This is a genomic window from Candidatus Harpocratesius sp. (assembly GCF_054039255.1).
This window is the reverse complement of record NZ_JBPLBG010000003.1, coordinates 20885-38736: the sequence shown is the minus strand read 5'-3', so window position 1 is coordinate 38736 and position 17852 is coordinate 20885. Positions and strand designations below refer to the sequence as shown.

Genomic DNA, 17852 nt, shown 5'->3' with positions numbered 1-17852 from the left:
TATTATGAAAAATTAAAAGATAAAAAAATGTTTGAAGCCACATCCGAAAATTCAGATAATAAAAGAAAAAGAACTACCCGTTTTACCATAATTGACGATCAAAAATCATAGTTTTTGATAATTTTTTCATCTATTTTATCCAGGGCTTTTTCAATTTCATGAATTGATTTTGAACATCCAATCATATTTTTAACTCGTAATATAATCAGGTGAGCGCCAGTGTTCATGCCGAATTGAATAGGATTAAAAATGTCTGAGATTTGATTATCTAATTTTTCAAAGTTTACAATTTCTTCCAAATTTTTTCCTCCTTGACATAAATCAGTGCTACAAAAGTGATACACAATCTTGCAAATTATCTTATGATTATGAGAATTGCTCTCGACATAAATAAAGTTCAGTGAAAATATAAACTCTTCGAATGTATACATATGCATACTTCACTTATTAATGATTTAAACACTATTTTTGAACAGAATAGGAGTTCTGAGACAGTGAGGGATGAGTGAAAGTAAAATGAAAACCTTAATTTGTTTTTTCCTCGTTCTTAAGTAATAATTAATTCGAGAAATGAATATGTGATCGTAGTGGGATAAAAAAGACTCCAGATTTTAAAATAAATAACTGGACAAGCTCGCCAAGCTTAGCTCAGCTTAGCTATTAATATTTTTACAATTAAAGCAATATCTCGAAAGATTTTTAAGCTTCGGAAATACACAGTAATATAAAGGTGTGGTTATGGGGAGAAAAAAATATATTCCGCATTTAGCAGAATTCTATTTTAAACCTGAGTTTAATTGGGATCACGAGGATTGTTATCGATTATTTTCCGAGAATGTCAAACCCTACTATGATTCAATCCAATATCAAGATTGTATTCAGGGTATGAAGGATATGGATCCCAACAGTGTGAATCTAATCATTGCGGATCCTCCATTTGGGATCAATTTTACTGGAAAAGAAGCGATTTATAATCGCAAAGCAAAGAATGTGGTAGATGGATATGTGGAAATTTCAGATTATCCTTCATTTTCTGAAGCATGGATTCGTGAATTGCCTCGAATAATGAAACCAGATGCTTCTGCATTTATTATTTCTGGTTGGACAAACTTAGAATATATTCTTAAAGCCATTCGAGAAGCTAACTTGCATTTAATTAATCATATCATCTGGAAATACCAATTTGGTCCGTTTGCTTCCAGGAAATTTGTGAGTTCCCACTATCATATCATTTGGGTGGTAAAAAATCCAAAGAAGTATTTTTTCCATCGAATTGAGCATTATAATTTGGATGTATGGGATGAGATCCCCCGTACATATAAAATGGAACAGAAAAAAAATGGTACTAAACTCCCTGAAGAACTGGTAAAGCGGATGATTGACTTTACAACACGCCCAGGAGATTTAGTATTCGATCCATTTATGGGTAATGGTACAACGGCAATTGCTGCGAAATTAAATTACCGGCATTATTTCGGTTTTGAGATGAATCCGAAGATGCAACAAATTATTGACTCAAATTTGGCAAACTGTGAATTGGGCGCAGATTATATTCCTTATCGCGAAAGAATTAAAACACCAGAAGAATTAGCAAAGGATCTTGATCCGTCCTACCGAAAAGCGTATGAGATTTATTTAAAACGAGAAAAATTAAAATCTAAATCTTCCTAATTGAGATTCTAATTATATTTTTTCGCTGTTTCTTTAAGAAATTTTATTTTCCAGATTTTACATCATTTCAAACAAGACGTTCTTCAGGATGGTTAGGTGAATTGGCTTCAAATTTACGCAATTCTAATGACAATCCAAGAACAACATCCAAATATAAAATCAATCTGTTCCACAAAGAATTACAGGAGAAGTTTAGAATTGGATTTTCTCCTTTAAACTTAGATTTAGATGATTTGGATGTAGAAGATGAAGAAGAAATATAGTTTTTCGAATTTTTTCTATCATCCATCTCAATAAATCATATGTTCTTAGTCATAATACTTACTCTTGAAAGAGTTATTTGAAGAAAATAAAAATGATCTTGATTTCAAAAGAGCATATTATATCTATCTAAAAGAAGTGAAAACAGAATCGTAGTTGGTTTTTTCCTTTAATTTATTTACAAAGATAAGGTTTTTAACGGTATGTTAAAAGTTACTAATTATGACTGATTTTGATATGAATGTCATAAAAGACGAAGCTAATGAAATTATGGAGAATCTTCATAGCAAATTAGGCATGGTTCGGAGGGGAGATGGCAGTTTTGACCCAGCTTGGCAAGTTTATGGGAAAGATGCGATAGAATATATGGTTAATCATAATATGCCATCGGCTCGACAATTTGAATGGCCTAATTTCTTTATTAAAAATATCATAAGAATGGACTTGTGTGAACCAAATGGAAATTGGAAAAAATACGATGTTGGATCAAAATATCGAATGAAAAAGAACTATTTATGGGATATTAGATTTCATGATCACGATGTTGAAGATATGATATTATCCGATGTTGAAAAATTTGAAGAAGAGATTGTAGAACATAATGGAATAGGAATTGTTTATCTTGTGGCAAAAGTGACAAAAGATGACGATTTTAAATTGTATGAATGGCGTGAGAAATTCTTAGGACAAAGCGATTATCAGAAAAAAAGAAGACAAGAAGGTGTTCAACGCAGAAAATTAAAAAAATTTTTTGTACCATATTGGAGTATTGCTATTTTTATTAAACCGGAATATTTAGATCAAGATAATGATTGGTTAGGTATTTTTGAACAAGGAAGAAATGCTAATGATAGCGAACGCAATCCAAAATATAAACTGATATTAAATAAAATACCTGACTATGTGGAGGTTGGACGAAGAAATTTTAATTTTGATCCTGAGGATTTTAATGAATACTTTTAATATTAGCCATTTTCATTGTTCCTCTTCACATTTCAAATCTGTGTAAATTGTACCTTTAATTTTTATGCATTTTCAATTTTCATTAGAATCAATACGAAGAATTCTTTTTTTATATTCGTAGGTTGTTCGTTATTTCTTCTATTAATCCTATTATTATATGACTATTGTGCTATGTTACCTCATAAATGTAATACAATTGTGCTACTTTTTGCTTTTATTGAAATACAATTTCATAATTTCACTTCATGTGCTAATTTCAAAATTTTTTCTCTTGTTATTTTAAACAAATTAAGTCTTGACAATTACTCTTTATCATAATTGTTAAAATCTTCTCTTTTTTGCATTTTTTATAAGGCAATATATTTAGAAAAATGCAAAACGAAAAATTAGCAATTACAAACATGATTAAGAATTTCTTAATTCCATTCATTTGAGAATAAAAATTCCATTGATTAAGAAATTGAAGTGTTGCTTCCCAATTGTATAAAATATTGGTTGTAACAATTGCAAGACCTAATAAAAAAATACATTTATTAATTCCATAATATTGTTGTCTTCGGGCAATTTGTGCTTTTCGCTCTGCTTTTATCACACGATGTGATTATAATAATGGCCAAAAATCAGAATGTTATTTCAAGATATTCAATTAAGAATGGTTGGCTTTCTGTCGAAAGTCGAACATTTACCAAAATCAAACGGACAGAAATTCGATGCGAGTCTATCATGAAAGTAGAATATGAAAATTCGCGCCCAATTCTTTTATTGCCCTTAGGAATGATTTTGTTTTTTTGCGGATTAATAGTGTTATTTCTAAAGATTGATTTATTTTTTGGGACTTTTCTTATTGCAGCTGCAATAGGTTGCGGTGTTTTATTTTTTATAATCAAGAGTTCATTCATTATAGTTCATTCTAAAACCGAACGCACCAGACTTCCAGGTATTAATGAAAAATTGTACGAACGATTTCTTCAAGATTTGAATAGTGAAATCAAGAAAAAAGAAATTATTATTAAGAAATCAAATTCTGGTCTTGTTCGGAATCCCACTTTCTTAAATCAACCATAAAATCAAAATTAGAAATCTACCTATTAATATATTGCTACACATCAATTCTACACATAAAAAATTAGAAAAATTCCAACAGTTTTCACACCAATTTGTTTATAAACAAAAAATCGCGCTCAAAAAATAAGAAAATTCTTACCACTTTTTATTTTCAGTTTAATTTTTTTGTTTTTTTGTATAAAACATGCAAATATTTTGAGCGCGATTTTCAGCTTTTCGCATTCGAATTGAGTGAAAAAAGTGACAAACTGATCGATTTGCGTGGCACCACGCACCCCAGCACATACATTAATCTCATAGTGATTTTTCTATCATTTGCTGTAATGCTCTGTAGGTCGTTATGGTGATCTGATCTGTTATGGTAATCTCAAACCATGTTGTTGTAAGTATGTTACTATGAAAAATTCAACCACTACTTCTGATCAAATTTCGCTTTTTTTGGAGATCAATATGGATGAGATCATTACCCTTAATCTCATGCGATCTTTTACATATGAACACTTGCAAATTATGCGCTATCTTGATTCATTAGCAGGTGCAAATGTTGCAGCAATTGCTAAAAGAACTGAATTGCATAAAAATGCCTTAAGGAAAAAATATCTCAATCAGTTAATTGACGGGTCATTGCTGCAGTATGATGATATTGGAAATATTTACTCGCTTACAACATTCGGTCATCGTGTTATTCGGGTAATTACTCTGCACTACCCGCAAGAATTACCTAAAATGAGTTTCACGCAACGCATTACAACGTTTGTAATGCTTTCGAGATTGTATTCTCGAGACTTTATGACAATTGACATGATGAGGAAATTTCCCGGCACACCATCTCGGGAAGGGTTGAGACATATCATGAATCAATTGATTAAACTCAATTATGTTCGTAAAGGAAAGGTTTTAACGTATTATATTTCAGAACAAGGACGAAGATTCATGCAATGTTACTGGGATCTCTATTATATATATATATCAGACGAACAGACTTGGATGAATGAAAACAATCAAAAAATTATAATCCCCGCATCAATAATGCAATTGAATTTCACTGACCTTGATACATATAATGTAATGTTGTTTCTTCAAGAATTTTATCGGGATTTTAGTTTCAGTATCAAACAGCTTCGCAATCGATCGTACCTTAAGATGCGAAAAGTATATGATATAATTGAAACTGGAGAAGGTATGGAATTATGGACTGAACACCCCACTGATGGAATGAACTGCATTGGAATTAATTCAACATATATGGTTGATAATCTCATCTATGCATGGAATACAACCGACCGATTGTTAGAATAATGAACAAAAATGCTCAAATTTAGATCATGCATAAAACATAAATATTGTTTGCTCGAGAAGTAAATTATGGACAATGAACAGTTACTGGAAAAATTGCATCAAATTGATCTTGGTTTTTCTGAAGTGGAAATAACTTTTCTCAACAAAGTTGTTCAAGCATTACCTCTATTAAAGATAAAAATTCAAGAAGAAGATAAAGATTTTGCTCATCTCATGCTAAGAATGCTTTCTCCTGAAGAAATTGCTTCAGGGTTATTTTTTTCAATAAAGAAAAAATTACGTTGTAGAACTGGTGGGCGCAAATCGCGTATTGCACAAATTAAATCTTATTTATTTATGGATTTAGAATACCTCAAAGGCAAAACAATAAAAGAGGTGCGAAAATATGCATTTGAACGTTTCAGTGATGCATATGCAAAATCAACTATATATCAAGCAGTAAAAGAAGTTTATAAATCCTATTTTTAAATCTTTTTGATGAAATTAATTATAAGAAAGTAATCAGAAAAACATTTCTATTATGGAACTGAAGAAATACTCTGAAATTTCGATATAGTTAATTTTGTCGGAAGTTTCATTTTTTCTTAGTAACTCAACTAATCTTTCTCTGGTAAATAATATTTTGTAATAGCAGTATCATATCGACGGTTTTTCCAAATAATAATCTCCGATTTCCACATATTTGTATTTTTATTATCGTATATACAATTTTTAGACAGTCTATTATAAATATCCATTGAGATTTCCAAATGATAAGGATTCTTTGCTTGATTTGCGATTGCAACCGCAAAATTTACGCTTTTTCCAATATATACTAAATCATTATTATCATTTTTATCCGATAACCCTGCTCGAATCACATAAACATCCCCAATATCAAGGCCAATTCCGAAATCTAATTTTGAATATTTTTCGAAATATTTAGAAAACCTGATATCTAAATACCATGTTATTTTCATTGCACATTGAACTGCATTTTCAATATCTTTTTGAAGTTTTCCAGGCCAAAATGCTAATATACTATCACCTTGAAAATCTCGAATTCGTCCTCCATAATCTTTTATGCATTCTGCAACGATTAACAGAAAGGTTTTATGTATTTTACCTGCTGTTTGTTTTTGATGAATGAAAAGCAATTCACTTGAATCCCGAAGGTCAATACAAAATGTAACCATTTTTACTTTTATCGCTTTTTTATGTATAGAGACATTATTAATATTTGGAACATAATCAATTTCTGTAATTTCATAATCTCCAGAAAGATAGTCCTTGACTTTATTTTCTAAATCACGTGTTGAAACCATTTTTTTTCACCCAGTTTTTTATTAAATTAAGTGTAAGATTAAAGTAAAGATAAGAATAAAGATCATGTAACTTAGATTTCCGATAAGAATTATAAATAATGTAGAGAGAATTTTCATTTTTTTCTGAGCAATTTTTGAAATTTGATAAATTTGCCTACAATATTCTTCAGAAAGTTGTCTTTCATCTAAAGCATCAATTTTAGAAATATATTCATCTGAGTCTTTATAACTTGCAATATGTCCAAAATAGAATGTGCCTTCTCTACTAATTTCTCCTTCTTCTTGTGATTCTCTGGGATATATTACAGAGATGGAGAGTATAATTCCTGCTATTGAAGATATAAGAAAAAGCCCTAAACATATTATATAAACCCAAAATAAACCAGGTGAATTCACTTGAATTGGATCTTTTAGAATTTGGAATGTATCTGATAGAAGGGCTCCTGCCATACCCGCTGATATAATGATACTTTGAATTGTAAGTGCTGTACTTGCTTTAGAATCAGCAAAATTTATCATTTCCTGATTGTTTTGAAAAGCTAAGTTTAAAAAGTCATTTTTATCTTTAATTTTCATTTTGAATCATTCATATTATTATTTCATAATGAAATTTAAATAGGTTTCATTTCGATTTTAAATAATTTCACATTGCAAGAAGAAATTTTTTTGTCCATTCTTGTTGATTTTTTAAATTCTTAAGTTTACAAGTTAAGACTTTTTTTTAAATATTATTTTTACTACGTTTAATCTTAAAACCGACTTTATTTATAATCGTTTTTCTCCATTGTATCTTGTTAATATTTAATTTTGTTGAAATAAAAGCATCAATTCATTCTTTAATTTTTCTTTTGTTAAATTTTTATTCATCTTCCCTAATTTTTTGGTTTTAAGTCAACGATATCAACATTATTTCAATTATTTTTGAGGAAAATTTTTGTCGGATAATTAGCTTGAAAACTTAAGAATTATAATAGATATTTTGTTTTTAATAATGAACACAATTTTTTTAAGATTCATTAACAAATAAAAAAATATTATTTGTATTGATTAAATCAATGAAAAAAGATCAAAAATGACAACAGAGATATTAGTTATGAATAAGTATGGCGTTGCTTTGGCTGCAGATAGCGCTGCAACGATTGGTTCAAAAGTTCGCAATACATCATTAAAACTTCATATGCTTTCAAGACAGTTTCCAGTTGGAATAATGATATACGGCTCAAATTCGATCTTTGGTTATCCTATTTCGTTATTTATCAAAGAATTTCAATTGAAATCTCGCAAAAAACCACTCAATATGTTAGAAAATTATGCAAATGAATTTATTGAATTTTTAGAAACAAAAATCGAATTACATGATGAATCTGATTTTGAGGATCAATTAAAAACTTATTTTATTTTAAATGCAGAAACCCTTGTAAATGAAGCTATATCAAATACTGACCGTGAACTTGAAAGGAGTAGTAAATTTTACTATAAAAAATTAATAGAAAATTTAAAAAACATTATTGGAAGTTTGGAATCAGAACTTGAAGAATCAGAATATTATTATAATGGAACAGATGAAATTTTAACAAAAATTAAAATAGAAGGATCAAAAATTTCTCAAATAATAAAGGAAATATTCGAAAAAGAATTAAAAATTCCGCAGAATTTGATAAAAAAAACGATTGATCTCATTTATCTTTCAATAATTAAAAAAAATGAGTTCTTTCTCGCAAATTCTTCAGGATTTGTTATTGCAGGATATGGAAAAAATGATTATTTTCCTGTTGCATATGAATTTTATATTAATTTTTGGTATAAAGATTGCATCTTTTATAGTAAAGGAGAACCTCAAAAAATATCTACAAAAAATCCCGTTAAAGTAATGTCCTTTGCTCAAAACGATATGATAAATAGTTTTTTAGAGGGAATTCATCCTATTATAAGATACCTTCTTTTAAATTTGATTGAAAATGATTTAGATCAGTTTTTCAAAAAAGTTCAAAATTCCCTAAAAAAGAAAATTGATTCAAAGGATTTGAACAAGATAAAAACCTTAATTAAAGATACAAAAGATGAAATCCAACAAGAATGCAATGAGATAGGCGAGATTTATAAGAATCAAGCGTTATATCCTGGATTAATTCATTGCGCAAAAGATGAATTAGCAACAATTGCAGAAACATTAGTTTCTCTCACTTCATTTCATCGGAAGATATCTCTACATCCCGAAACAGTAGGAGGCCCTACAGATGTTGCTGTGATTACTAAAGAAGACGGATTCATTTGGATTAAAAGAAAATTCTATTTTAATAAGGATCATAATTTAGATTATCTTAGACGTGTAAATAATATTAAATGACAAATAATAATGGAAAATTTTTGAGCATTATAAAAAAAAACATTAAATATTTAATTATTGTAACTATAAATAATATGAATATAATGGTCGGGAGGAATAATTCATGGAATATAGAATAGATTATAATATCGTTAGTAAATCTTATGAACAAAGGCATAACTTCATAAGGGAAGCTAAGAGGATGTTGGATGAGCGCAAATCTCTTCGGAATACAAAACAAGATGATAAAAAATAAGGTTTTTAATTTTTTTATTCTTTTAAATTAATTAAATTATGGTATTGGTATAGCTATAACTATTTTTGGATGAATTTTACAATAAATAAACAAGTAAAAAAACAAAGATGTTTTTTTTACTTCGGAGTTAATAATGATCTAATAGATTTTTGACTTTATCAATAATCTCGTTCATCTTTTTTGTTTTCAAAGAGCCAATTTTTTTTTTAATTAATTTTTGATGCCCTGTAAATAAACAATCATAATGAATGACAGATTTGTTAACCAAAAATCCTGAAGATAAGTTTGTATTATCAATAGGGATTTTGAATTGTCCCGATTTAATTTTAGACGTAATTTGGCACATAATATTATTCACACCAGGAAGTCTACTTAAGATTAAACATGGACGGACTTTAGATCCAATATAATGATCAGAAAAGGGAAAGTCATAAAGTACTATATCACCTTTGGAACTCATAGAATCACCAATTTTCACTAAGAGTTAGTTTACTTCCATAGAGGCATATTTCTTCTTGAACTGATTCCAATAATGATATATGAGAAATTTCCAATAGACTTTTTATTTCATTTCTTTTAGCTTGAGGTTCAATGGTAAAAATATCCCAATCACTATAATAATGCATATCGAAAATTTCATGGGTTTTCTTATCATATTCTGCCACCTTTTTTCCATTTACTTTCATATTATACACAATATCTTGGCGTTTTTTCCATTCAAGTTCACCAAAATGATATTTTTCTATGATATTTAACATAAATAAAAAAGGTTCAAGATGATCTTGGGCATAAGTCTCAATCCAATCCAACACATGATATGCATTTTCATTTAATTGCAGAAAATCTGTCTTTTGTTTATTTTCTGGTTCTAATTCAGGATTGTAATATGCAAAGGGAGAATGATCTAATTTATCCCGGTTTCCATATACTTGTAGTGAAATAGGGCCTTTATTATTCATTTTAAATTGACTTCGAAAAAGAACTTTCTTCTGATTATAGGACTCTAATTTTATGATAAATACATATTTCATTGAATCGATTGCGCTTAGCCGATATTTGGGCATTTGCCCTAATAAAAAAATATATAAGATTTGATCTTCCAAAGGCACATCGTTCCTTCTTGTAGGTTCCATGATCATTGATGCCATTTATACAATTATATAAATAGGTCGATAATTTAAATACATTGCTAAGGATCCTTAATGGTTTCGCCAATTACGGGTAGAGGGGGCATAGTCCGGATTTTCTCCGAAATAAAAGACGGATAAAAACAGTTCATATAATATCAAAGATCGAAGAAAAGAATTGATAGAAATGCTCTACATTAATGGATTAATATAGTAATTGAAAGTATTTTGAATGAATTAAATTCTTGTTAAAGATATATAATAATTTAAATTTGAAAAAAATCATCAATTCGAAAATCGACGATATATATAATTAAAAGAAAAATATCATTTATCAGAAAAATTGATAAAGAACTATTTTACAATTGATTTAATCGTAATAAATCATCCCGTGAAGCATTAAACTCGAATTTAATATTTAATGATAGATCAGCTAAATCTAACAATTTCCATGAATTAATCTGAGAAAAATCATCTGCAATATCAAAAAATGCTGATAGATGATATGCATCCCCTCTAAGTGTAGAGATTCTTTCGCCTGGAGAAAGATAGAAATAACGAAGATTTCCTGATCTGTTAAGATTTGAAGTTTTCGGGGATAAATAGAATTTAATTCCATTAATACTAATTTCTCCACGAGGATATCCTGCATTTGAAGAAAAACCTTTTGCAATTATTCCAGATTCCCTATTAAATCGTTTTATTATCTCATTTAACATCATATTTCCCATTTTTAACATATTATCTGGAAAATTTCCAGCAACATTTAATTCTTGAACAGTTGTATTTATAACTTCCTTAATTTTATCTATCGCTTGGGAGATGGCAGGATCTGAAAGATCGACTCGAAGAACTGTGGCGCGTTCGCTCGAATCCAAGATGTTGGTAAGGATTTCTAAAACTTCTTTAAAATTTAGATCATTAAATTGATATGATAGCATTAAAGTAAATTGCTGTTCATCATCATGGTCCATATGAACGAATATATGTATTGTTATAATAAAAATATTTAATAATTCCTTAATATAAAGTTAGGAAAAACTAGAAAAAACTATCAAGGTGTTTAAACTGAATTGTTTCTTTCAATTGCATTTTTTGCAAAGTATCGATAACAATCTGTTGACGTATTCCATCAATCTTTGATTTTGGAGGTTGGAACTTCATTAAATTGCCTTGCATTAACATTCTGATGAGATATTTTATAGTTTCATGATAATGTGGAATTAAAATCGGAGTATCTGGTAAATAATTTAATGCAGATTGAAAAGTATTCAAAATTACTTCTTTATTGGGAAATTTCTCATATCCAAATCCTTGTTTATTTAGTAAATTTGCTACTGCAAGAGTTGTTCCCGTTCCTGCAAAAGGATCTAAAACTGTTTTGGAATTTGGAACTAATTTCATGCATTTATAGGGAAGACCATAGGGAAATGGTGCAGCATGGCCTTTCTTAATTTTTCTTCCTGTTGTTTTTTCATAACAAATATGCCAAACATTTCCTGCATCACGCAAATCCATGTCACTATATCTCCCAATATTAGATTTATCTGCATATGGTATCCCGATGGATTTAGGATCTATGGAATAACGGGATTTTTTCTTGACAAACATAAAAATATGTTCCCAAATATTATTTAATCGTCGATTTCCCCCAGATGGTGTATAATGTCCTTTTCCATAAATACTCTTAACCCAAATAATATCTTGAATGCGAATCCAATTGGCTTGTTCTGCGAGTTGAGCAACTTTTTCCGATAATCCTTGACTATCGGCTGCATCCCCAATATTTAAGAAGAACACACAAGAATCTGAGGCCACACGATAGCATTCTTTCCAAATTTCTAACAAAAATCGAAAATATTGCGAAAAAGATTTGGAATCGTTATATTCTGTTTTTTTATCTGAAACATATTTTTTTCCGCGATTATATGGAGGAGAAGTAATAATTAAATCGATTGAATTATCATTTAACTCTACCATCTTTTCGCATGATTTGAAGAAGATCGTTTGGGCGCCATATTGAAATCTATCGCTTTCAAGATTTGACTTTTGATATTCTCCCAAATTATGAAATTCATTTGTATATTCGAATATTTGCATATATCTTAACTTAAGTAGTAATTATATTTAATCATATCGGTGTTCATGCCGAGATCTTAAAATTGGTACTAGATTTGCTGAAAATGTACAATCGTCGCAAAGATATATTGTTGAAAAGAACGCGTTTCTGAAAGTTCTCCTTTCACTCAAATCAAGGAATATAATAATTTCTATCAACACCCCCCTCCATCCCTCCGGGGAAAATTATCCCTCCCACGCCTGCGCCCTTTAACAAGATTGTAGACCAACAGCACACACAACCACGCCCACGCCACACGAACAAAATGGGAAGAGGGGGTGTTGTTATATGGGGGAAAATTTAGTCGCTCAAAATAGCCTCAATGCAATGATGGGTGGGGAAAGATCTATGATGGTGGGGGAAAAATTAGCAAAAAAAGAAGACACCTAAGGTTTGATTGTAATGCGTTCTTTTGATTTACGAGTAAATTTAAGAATCTCTTCAGGAGAAAACTTATGGTAATGTTGTTTTTTGGTGTGAAGATTAAATATTTCAGCAACACATTCTGCGACCTTTCCTTTTTTTAGATCTTTTTGTGCAGCAAGTAATTCCGGTGCAAACTTTTTTAGAGGGATAGATTTTGATCTTCCTTTAAACAAAAAACACTTACACGAAACATAGCAAACTCGATTATCTTTATAGATAACTGTCAAATCGGGTTTGCTTTGACCCCCATCTCGTATGACCTTTTTAACATTTGGATCTTTTTCATATTGCGCTTTAAGCCATAACTCGAATTCCGCGCCTTTTTCTTCCGAAATATAACCACCTACTTTTGATCGAATCCTGGTAAATGTTGATTGGTCTGTTGGGTAATTATTTGGAAATTTTGCCTTCAATTCTTCCAGATCTACAAGTTGCTCATTCGTATATTGTGGATGATCCATCATAACGCGGTAAATCGCCAGATCCCGTTTTTGTGTTGTCCAATTTTTAATCGATTTTTGTTCTAAGATATCTAAGACTTTGTGCAAGTCGACATTAAATTCCTCATTAAAATTGATATTGCGCTTGATATTAGATTCTGTATTTGAATCATCTGTTTTGTGTTGTTTTTCAAATTTTGTTTGCACTAAAGCAATAAGCTTTTCATACTCCCCTTTTGGTAATGGAAGTGGGATATTTTCAGTATAATCAAGCCACAGGCCCAGATCCTTTTTAGCTTTTCCATCCCATCCATTTTTTACTGCAACCTCTAATAGTTCTTCTGCCCATTTTTCGCGCTCGGCACGCCGCTTTTTTCTATCAACACCTGAGGCACCACCTGATTCTTTAATTTTATTAAATGATTTTCGTTTCAACTCAAAATATTTTTGCGAATCCATGAATTTGATAGCATTGCCCATTGCGACTTTGATATAACCTAATGGAACATACCCGCTGGATTTAAACCGAGATTTTGAATATAGTAAAAGTCTCCCTTCGCATTTTGATGGATCTCCCGTTTTTTCCAGATATTTTTTTCCAGATTTTAAAAACCCAAAAGGTAAAAGCGCGTAATCACATCCCGGGATCACAGTCAATTCAGGGCATGCTTTCAAAAGTGAAATACCTGTAAAACGTCCGCGCTTGATGAGATTTCCTTCATTTTTTACCGTCGTTCGCGAACCATCCCCAGACATTTCATCCTCTTCATCTTGGATGATCATGGTGAAATCGGGCACAGATGTATAAGCCTCAAGGGTTTCAGCAGTATTGAAAGTCCAAACAAAATCCACATCACGATCCCAATATTCCTTATGTTTTTTCCGATAGTAAAGGTAGATAGCAACCAAATACGTCGATTTACCTGAATCTTGTTCACCGATAAAAATAAAATTAATATTCGAATTTCGTTTCGGATCTCCGGAACATTTCGCAATTCTTCCATCGATATAATCCAAAAAAATATCGGTGACGTTTCGCTTAACGGCTTCGGCAAATTCGGGATCTTTTTCGCATTGGCGCACAAAATATTCTTCTTGAATCGGGGGAAGTTCGTATTCGGAAAATAAAATTCGATGATAATCAATCTTTCGCTTGATATATGTCCCCGCAGAATCGAGTAAACTAATAAGTTCCTTAGCTTCCATTATTCCATCCTACTCCTTTTTGTTTCTTTCGATTCGTCATCACTATTTCCACCAATGGCGCGCTCAAGTTGCGATTTTTTCTTATAAATTTCAGATTGCAAAGGCCCTTGGATAAATCGAATTAAAGAATCGGAAGCATTCATCTGAATTCCAAGCGCCGATAGGATCATTAACCTCCGTATTTGCATATCTAAATTCTCATGATCTTCTAAGCAGTTGAGAAATTGGATAAAATAGCGAACTAATAAATCATATAGCAGTTTTCTATCTTTATCATAGGCATTTAACCGGTTTATCAAAAGATGTCGATATTGTTTTAATACATATCGTTCTTCTTCAGAAGCATCAGCGATTATCTTTACGGAATGGGCCAGATTCTTAGGGTTGAACTGTTTAGTGAATAATTCATGAACATTCCCGACATCAACCGAATCTATGAACTCAAACACAGATTCCATCTCTACTAAAAAAGACTCAAGAAGCTTTTCTTCTCTTTGCTCTTGACGATTGAAAGTAAGGACCGCTTGAGTATAATTTTTAATTAATTGGTTCATATTTTCGATATCTTTATCAGGCACGAAAGATCACCATCCCTGCTAAAAACCCAAGCCCCAAACATAACATCGACATAACAAATCCTGTAAGATTGATTTTATCCATTTTATATCGATTCCGCCAAGCGCGTTCTAATTCTCCACTGTGAAGAACGCGCGACAATTCTTCATTGATTTTTTTATCCAATTTGATTAATAAGTCATATATCTGGAGATCCTTGGATTTTATCTCATCCCGCAGATCTTGATCCTTATCTAACATCAGATCGGTAAGATAGGTCAGAGCTTTTAACCTGGTATCTGCTAATGAACGATCATGGACTTTCTTCTCTTGAAGAAGTTTCCTATCAATAAATACAGGAATACCCGCATAATAAGTTGCCAAACGAAAATCAAAATACCCTTTCCGTAAAGTAATTTCTTCATTTACTGGAGATCGACGACGTCTAAATTGATTAAAATATATTTTTTCTGGAACAGGAAGCAAATAAAACATATCCCGCATGGAATAAAATTTATCTTGTTCGAGATCCTCATCATCGTTAAAATCTATCGATGGATCATCGATTCTAACCACTTTATTACATCGACGGTAATATAAAAATAATTTTCCATCGAATTCTTTTTCTAATGTTGTTAAAAAAGGACAAATCTTCTCTAATAATTTTTGAATTGCCTCAGTTTTGATTTTTTTATATCGAATCTGAATTTCTGGAGAATCTCTCTCATCTTCTTTCACTTCTTTTAACTTTTTATGTAGTTCAGGCAACTCTTTTTCCATTTGCTGTTTCAAGATGTCGCCTGGATCATATTTGAATGCAGGCACATCTGACTCAATTGATTTGACTAAAGTTTGGAAGAAATTAGATTTCTCATATACTTCGAACATTTCTTCAGTCGATTTGATTTCAGTTGCAGAATCAGGATATGTTTGAATAAGATATTTATATGTATTAAAATCATCAAGTGATATTGTTCCTTCCATGGAATCCATTTCTCCTTGCTCCATTGCATAACCTTGTTGCCAATATTTCATTAGAAAATACAATGCAACGAACAATAGAATTCCGATGAAAAACCCTGCACCAATCGCTATATACAAAATAGTATTTGCTTGTTCTACTTCGGTTTTAATTTGAAGATATTTTTCTTGTGCATTTTCCCAAGCGCTTTGATTTAGCTTTCCTTGATTGTAATCAATTATCGCTTGATTATATTCTAAATCAGCGCGGCGTTTTTGTGTCGCAACAGTAATCATTACACCTCCACCCACAATTTCGATGATGAAAAACCAGATAAAAACTAACGACATCATCCAGATCACCCGCTGATCTTTATTTAACTGCTTTACTTTTTCTTTAAATGAAATTTTCTCACGTGGCTTTTTTCCCATGAGTTTAATTCTCATTCTTTCTAATCGTGATTGTTCCATATGGTTATTTCCCCCGCATTAATTTTTTCATTGCTAAGGCTATTATTGGAATTACTAATACCGAAGTAAATCCGCTCACTAATGTCAGCAAATGAAGATTCAAAACAGGAAGAGTATAACTCGTTCCGAAATTGACGATTATTATTCCAATCACCCAAGATAACATTAACACACTGCATAACCCTGACAGTAGCGCAATTTGTTTGGATTTTTTCGATGTTCTACCCAATTAATTTCACCTCTATAATTTTTACTACCGATATTAAAATTATTGTAAAAAAACTGAGCACAAAAAGCAAAGCGCGCAAGATTGATTTTTTAACCCATTCGCCCAATCCACGCGCTGCAAAATGACTGATAATCTTAACACCAAGATAATATGTAATAAATTGCCATAAAGTTTCAGTTATCGATTGCAAATAGATGACAAAGCCTGCTATTATCAGTAACGAATTGATAAAAATCTCCATCATAATCAAGATAAATTCTTCCCAATCGGGAAAACTATTGAGTTCGGTAATCCCTTTTTTCGGCGCGTTAAATATACGCAACACAGTCAAAATTGCAAACCAACTTGCAAATAATCCCATTATATTTGCGCCGATTGAAAAGAGAATTATATAACTTAGTTTTGTCACACCGGAAGATACATCCGTTATTTCCATATCATAAATTGTCTTGTATAATCCCCAAAAAATCAAAGTAGAGAAAGTATATTTGAAGATAAAATTCAAAATCTCTTCTCCCCACAAAAACAGCCCGGCTCGTTTATAATAAATTCCCTTTTGCCTATTTCTCATTTTTGACCAACCCCAAGAAGATCAGATTAAATATAGTGATAAACAGAACAGTTGATATAATCCATATTGGTTGCGGATCCCCAAGTGTTAACGTGACCAAAGTAGGATAAGTTCCGAATTTAAGAATTTTAACCAAAAAATTCGTCGTTTGAAACATTTCGGGATTATAAAGCGCTAAATACCAAAATGAACCCAAACACAAAACTATGATTGAAATGACTGTAGTCCATAACAACGCAAACATCATCGCACCAAATTTATAGCGCGCCGAAAATACAATGATGGTAATGAACAAACCTGCAAATGTCATTAGGATTGCTGCCCATGACAATATATTTGTCATGTCTGCGAGACTTAATTGATCTAAACTCGGCTCGATGGTAATAATAAATATAGGAAGTAATAATTGAGCAAGTATAATCCCAACTAATCCAGATAATAGCGTTATTCCTACAATTTGTCCAGGTTTCACAAACACCCCTCCATGATATTTTTTACAGGGATTGCCACAAATTGATCGGAATAATACCAAGCAATTATTACAGTTCCTGCTAAAATGACCAAACTCAAAAATAATTTTATGTAAAATTTCATCTTGATCAC

At 31.0% G+C, this 17852-nt stretch carries 22 protein-coding genes; 7 read left to right on the top strand and 15 right to left on the bottom strand.

The features are described from left to right. Nucleotides 1-98: 98 nt before the first annotated feature. The gene (locus ACXLDF_RS00210) at nucleotides 99-299 is read right to left on the bottom strand and encodes a hypothetical protein (protein ID WP_457556464.1); all 201 of its coding nucleotides are present in this window, start codon (nucleotides 297-299) and stop codon (nucleotides 99-101) included. 439 nt (nucleotides 300-738) lie between these two features. On the opposite strand from ACXLDF_RS00210, the gene ACXLDF_RS00205 reads away from it, so the two are divergent. The 3 genes from ACXLDF_RS00205 to ACXLDF_RS00195 all read left to right on the top strand — a co-directional run bounded on the left by ACXLDF_RS00205 (nucleotide 739) and on the right by ACXLDF_RS00195 (nucleotide 2895). Next, complete coding sequence (locus ACXLDF_RS00205) at nucleotides 739-1671, top strand: DNA-methyltransferase (RefSeq protein ID WP_457556463.1); 933 nt, start codon at nucleotides 739-741, stop codon at nucleotides 1669-1671. Between the two features lie 101 nt (nucleotides 1672-1772). After that, nucleotides 1773-1934: a hypothetical protein gene (locus ACXLDF_RS00200; protein ID WP_457556462.1), complete on the top strand. Its 162-nt coding sequence runs from the start codon at nucleotides 1773-1775 to the stop codon at nucleotides 1932-1934. Nucleotides 1935-2154: 220 nt separating this feature from the next. Next, on the top strand, nucleotides 2155-2895 hold the full coding sequence (locus ACXLDF_RS00195) for a hypothetical protein (RefSeq protein WP_457556461.1): 741 nt from the start codon (nucleotides 2155-2157) through the stop codon (nucleotides 2893-2895). A 274-nt stretch (nucleotides 2896-3169) separates the two neighbouring features. On the opposite strand, the gene ACXLDF_RS00190 is transcribed toward ACXLDF_RS00195, so the two are convergent. Further along, nucleotides 3170-3487 (bottom strand): hypothetical protein, encoded by a 318-nt coding sequence (locus ACXLDF_RS00190; RefSeq protein ID WP_457556460.1) that lies wholly within the window; start codon nucleotides 3485-3487, stop codon nucleotides 3170-3172. Between the two features lie 17 nt (nucleotides 3488-3504). Here ACXLDF_RS00190 and ACXLDF_RS00185 point away from each other — a divergent pair, with 17 nt between their 5' ends. From ACXLDF_RS00185 to ACXLDF_RS00175, 3 genes are all read left to right on the top strand, one after another. Next, nucleotides 3505-3960, top strand: a complete 456-nt coding sequence (locus ACXLDF_RS00185) for a hypothetical protein (protein ID WP_457556459.1) — start codon at nucleotides 3505-3507, stop codon at nucleotides 3958-3960. A 396-nt stretch (nucleotides 3961-4356) separates the two neighbouring features. Next, nucleotides 4357-5259: a hypothetical protein gene (locus tag ACXLDF_RS00180; protein ID WP_457556458.1), complete on the top strand. Its 903-nt coding sequence runs from the start codon at nucleotides 4357-4359 to the stop codon at nucleotides 5257-5259. A gap of 66 nt (nucleotides 5260-5325) precedes the next feature. Further along, entirely contained in the window at nucleotides 5326-5727 is a 402-nt protein-coding gene (locus ACXLDF_RS00175; protein ID WP_457556457.1) for a hypothetical protein, read from the top strand. 128 nt (nucleotides 5728-5855) lie between these two features. Here ACXLDF_RS00175 and ACXLDF_RS00170 read toward each other — a convergent pair whose 3' ends face one another. Continuing rightward, nucleotides 5856-6563 carry an adenylate/guanylate cyclase domain-containing protein gene (locus ACXLDF_RS00170; RefSeq protein WP_457556456.1) on the bottom strand — a complete coding sequence of 236 codons (708 nt, stop codon included), beginning with the start codon at nucleotides 6561-6563 and terminating at the stop codon, nucleotides 5856-5858. A gap of 21 nt (nucleotides 6564-6584) precedes the next feature. Further along, nucleotides 6585-7139 (bottom strand): Pycsar system effector family protein, encoded by a 555-nt coding sequence (locus ACXLDF_RS00165; RefSeq protein ID WP_457556455.1) that lies wholly within the window; start codon nucleotides 7137-7139, stop codon nucleotides 6585-6587. 517 nt (nucleotides 7140-7656) lie between these two features. Here ACXLDF_RS00165 and ACXLDF_RS00160 point away from each other — a divergent pair. Continuing rightward, a complete protein-coding gene (locus ACXLDF_RS00160) occupies nucleotides 7657-8910 on the top strand; it encodes a hypothetical protein (RefSeq protein WP_457556454.1) in 1254 nt (417 codons plus the stop codon). 362 nt (nucleotides 8911-9272) lie between these two features. Here ACXLDF_RS00160 and ACXLDF_RS00155 read toward each other — a convergent pair whose 3' ends face one another. From ACXLDF_RS00155 to ACXLDF_RS00105, 11 genes are all read right to left on the bottom strand, one after another. After that, nucleotides 9273-9605: a type II toxin-antitoxin system PemK/MazF family toxin gene (locus ACXLDF_RS00155; RefSeq protein ID WP_457556453.1), complete on the bottom strand. Its 333-nt coding sequence runs from the start codon at nucleotides 9603-9605 to the stop codon at nucleotides 9273-9275. 4 nt (nucleotides 9606-9609) lie between these two features. Then, nucleotides 9610-10293, bottom strand: coding sequence for a hypothetical protein (locus ACXLDF_RS00150; protein WP_457556452.1), 684 nt, complete (start codon nucleotides 10291-10293; stop codon nucleotides 9610-9612). 338 nt (nucleotides 10294-10631) lie between these two features. Next, entirely contained in the window at nucleotides 10632-11246 is a 615-nt protein-coding gene (locus ACXLDF_RS00145) for a hypothetical protein (RefSeq protein ID WP_457556451.1), read from the bottom strand. Between the two features lie 67 nt (nucleotides 11247-11313). Next, entirely contained in the window at nucleotides 11314-12372 is a 1059-nt protein-coding gene (locus ACXLDF_RS00140; RefSeq protein ID WP_457556450.1) for a DNA-methyltransferase, read from the bottom strand. A gap of 405 nt (nucleotides 12373-12777) precedes the next feature. Continuing rightward, nucleotides 12778-14463, bottom strand: coding sequence for a hypothetical protein (locus ACXLDF_RS00135; RefSeq protein WP_457556449.1), 1686 nt, complete (start codon nucleotides 14461-14463; stop codon nucleotides 12778-12780). Then, nucleotides 14463-15041, bottom strand: coding sequence for a hypothetical protein (locus tag ACXLDF_RS00130; protein ID WP_457556448.1), 579 nt, complete (start codon nucleotides 15039-15041; stop codon nucleotides 14463-14465). Before ACXLDF_RS00130 ends, ACXLDF_RS00135 begins: the two co-directional genes overlap by 1 nt. Then, nucleotides 15034-16449, bottom strand: a complete 1416-nt coding sequence (locus tag ACXLDF_RS00125) for a hypothetical protein (protein WP_457556447.1) — start codon at nucleotides 16447-16449, stop codon at nucleotides 15034-15036. Before ACXLDF_RS00125 ends, ACXLDF_RS00130 begins: the two co-directional genes overlap by 8 nt. 4 nt (nucleotides 16450-16453) lie before the next feature. Continuing rightward, nucleotides 16454-16678 (bottom strand): hypothetical protein, encoded by a 225-nt coding sequence (locus ACXLDF_RS00120; protein ID WP_457556446.1) that lies wholly within the window; start codon nucleotides 16676-16678, stop codon nucleotides 16454-16456. Then, nucleotides 16671-17249, bottom strand: a complete 579-nt coding sequence (locus ACXLDF_RS00115) for a hypothetical protein (RefSeq protein WP_457556445.1) — start codon at nucleotides 17247-17249, stop codon at nucleotides 16671-16673. Before ACXLDF_RS00115 ends, ACXLDF_RS00120 begins: the two co-directional genes overlap by 8 nt. Next, a complete protein-coding gene (locus tag ACXLDF_RS00110; RefSeq protein ID WP_457556444.1) occupies nucleotides 17239-17721 on the bottom strand; it encodes a hypothetical protein in 483 nt (160 codons plus the stop codon). The genes ACXLDF_RS00115 and ACXLDF_RS00110 overlap by 11 nt, the downstream gene beginning before the upstream one ends. Beyond that, entirely contained in the window at nucleotides 17718-17843 is a 126-nt protein-coding gene (locus ACXLDF_RS00105; RefSeq protein ID WP_457556443.1) for a hypothetical protein, read from the bottom strand. Before ACXLDF_RS00105 ends, ACXLDF_RS00110 begins: the two co-directional genes overlap by 4 nt. Between the last annotated feature and the right edge of the window lie 9 nt (nucleotides 17844-17852).

Excerpts from the sequence above, each read along its gene's own strand:
- ACXLDF_RS00205 (WP_457556463.1), top strand. The coding sequence starts at position 739 with ATGGGGAGAAAAAAATATATTCCGCATTTAGCAGAATTCTATTTTAAA.
- ACXLDF_RS00195 (WP_457556461.1), top strand. The coding sequence starts at position 2,155 with ATGACTGATTTTGATATGAATGTCATAAAAGACGAAGCTAATGAAATT.
- ACXLDF_RS00185 (WP_457556459.1), top strand. The coding sequence starts at position 3,505 with ATGGCCAAAAATCAGAATGTTATTTCAAGATATTCAATTAAGAATGGT.
- ACXLDF_RS00180 (WP_457556458.1), top strand. The coding sequence starts at position 4,357 with ATGAAAAATTCAACCACTACTTCTGATCAAATTTCGCTTTTTTTGGAG.
- ACXLDF_RS00175 (WP_457556457.1), top strand. The coding sequence starts at position 5,326 with ATGGACAATGAACAGTTACTGGAAAAATTGCATCAAATTGATCTTGGT.
- ACXLDF_RS00170 (WP_457556456.1), bottom strand. The coding sequence starts at position 6,563 with ATGGTTTCAACACGTGATTTAGAAAATAAAGTCAAGGACTATCTTTCT.
- ACXLDF_RS00165 (WP_457556455.1), bottom strand. The coding sequence starts at position 7,139 with ATGAAAATTAAAGATAAAAATGACTTTTTAAACTTAGCTTTTCAAAAC.
- ACXLDF_RS00160 (WP_457556454.1), top strand. The coding sequence starts at position 7,657 with ATGAATAAGTATGGCGTTGCTTTGGCTGCAGATAGCGCTGCAACGATT.
- ACXLDF_RS00155 (WP_457556453.1), bottom strand. The coding sequence starts at position 9,605 with ATGAGTTCCAAAGGTGATATAGTACTTTATGACTTTCCCTTTTCTGAT.
- ACXLDF_RS00150 (WP_457556452.1), bottom strand. The coding sequence starts at position 10,293 with ATGGCATCAATGATCATGGAACCTACAAGAAGGAACGATGTGCCTTTG.
- ACXLDF_RS00145 (WP_457556451.1), bottom strand. The coding sequence starts at position 11,246 with ATGGACCATGATGATGAACAGCAATTTACTTTAATGCTATCATATCAA.
- ACXLDF_RS00140 (WP_457556450.1), bottom strand. The coding sequence starts at position 12,372 with ATGCAAATATTCGAATATACAAATGAATTTCATAATTTGGGAGAATAT.
- ACXLDF_RS00135 (WP_457556449.1), bottom strand. The coding sequence starts at position 14,463 with ATGGAAGCTAAGGAACTTATTAGTTTACTCGATTCTGCGGGGACATAT.
- ACXLDF_RS00125 (WP_457556447.1), bottom strand. The coding sequence starts at position 16,449 with ATGGAACAATCACGATTAGAAAGAATGAGAATTAAACTCATGGGAAAA.
- ACXLDF_RS00115 (WP_457556445.1), bottom strand. The coding sequence starts at position 17,249 with ATGAGAAATAGGCAAAAGGGAATTTATTATAAACGAGCCGGGCTGTTT.
- ACXLDF_RS00105 (WP_457556443.1), bottom strand. The coding sequence starts at position 17,843 with ATGAAATTTTACATAAAATTATTTTTGAGTTTGGTCATTTTAGCAGGA.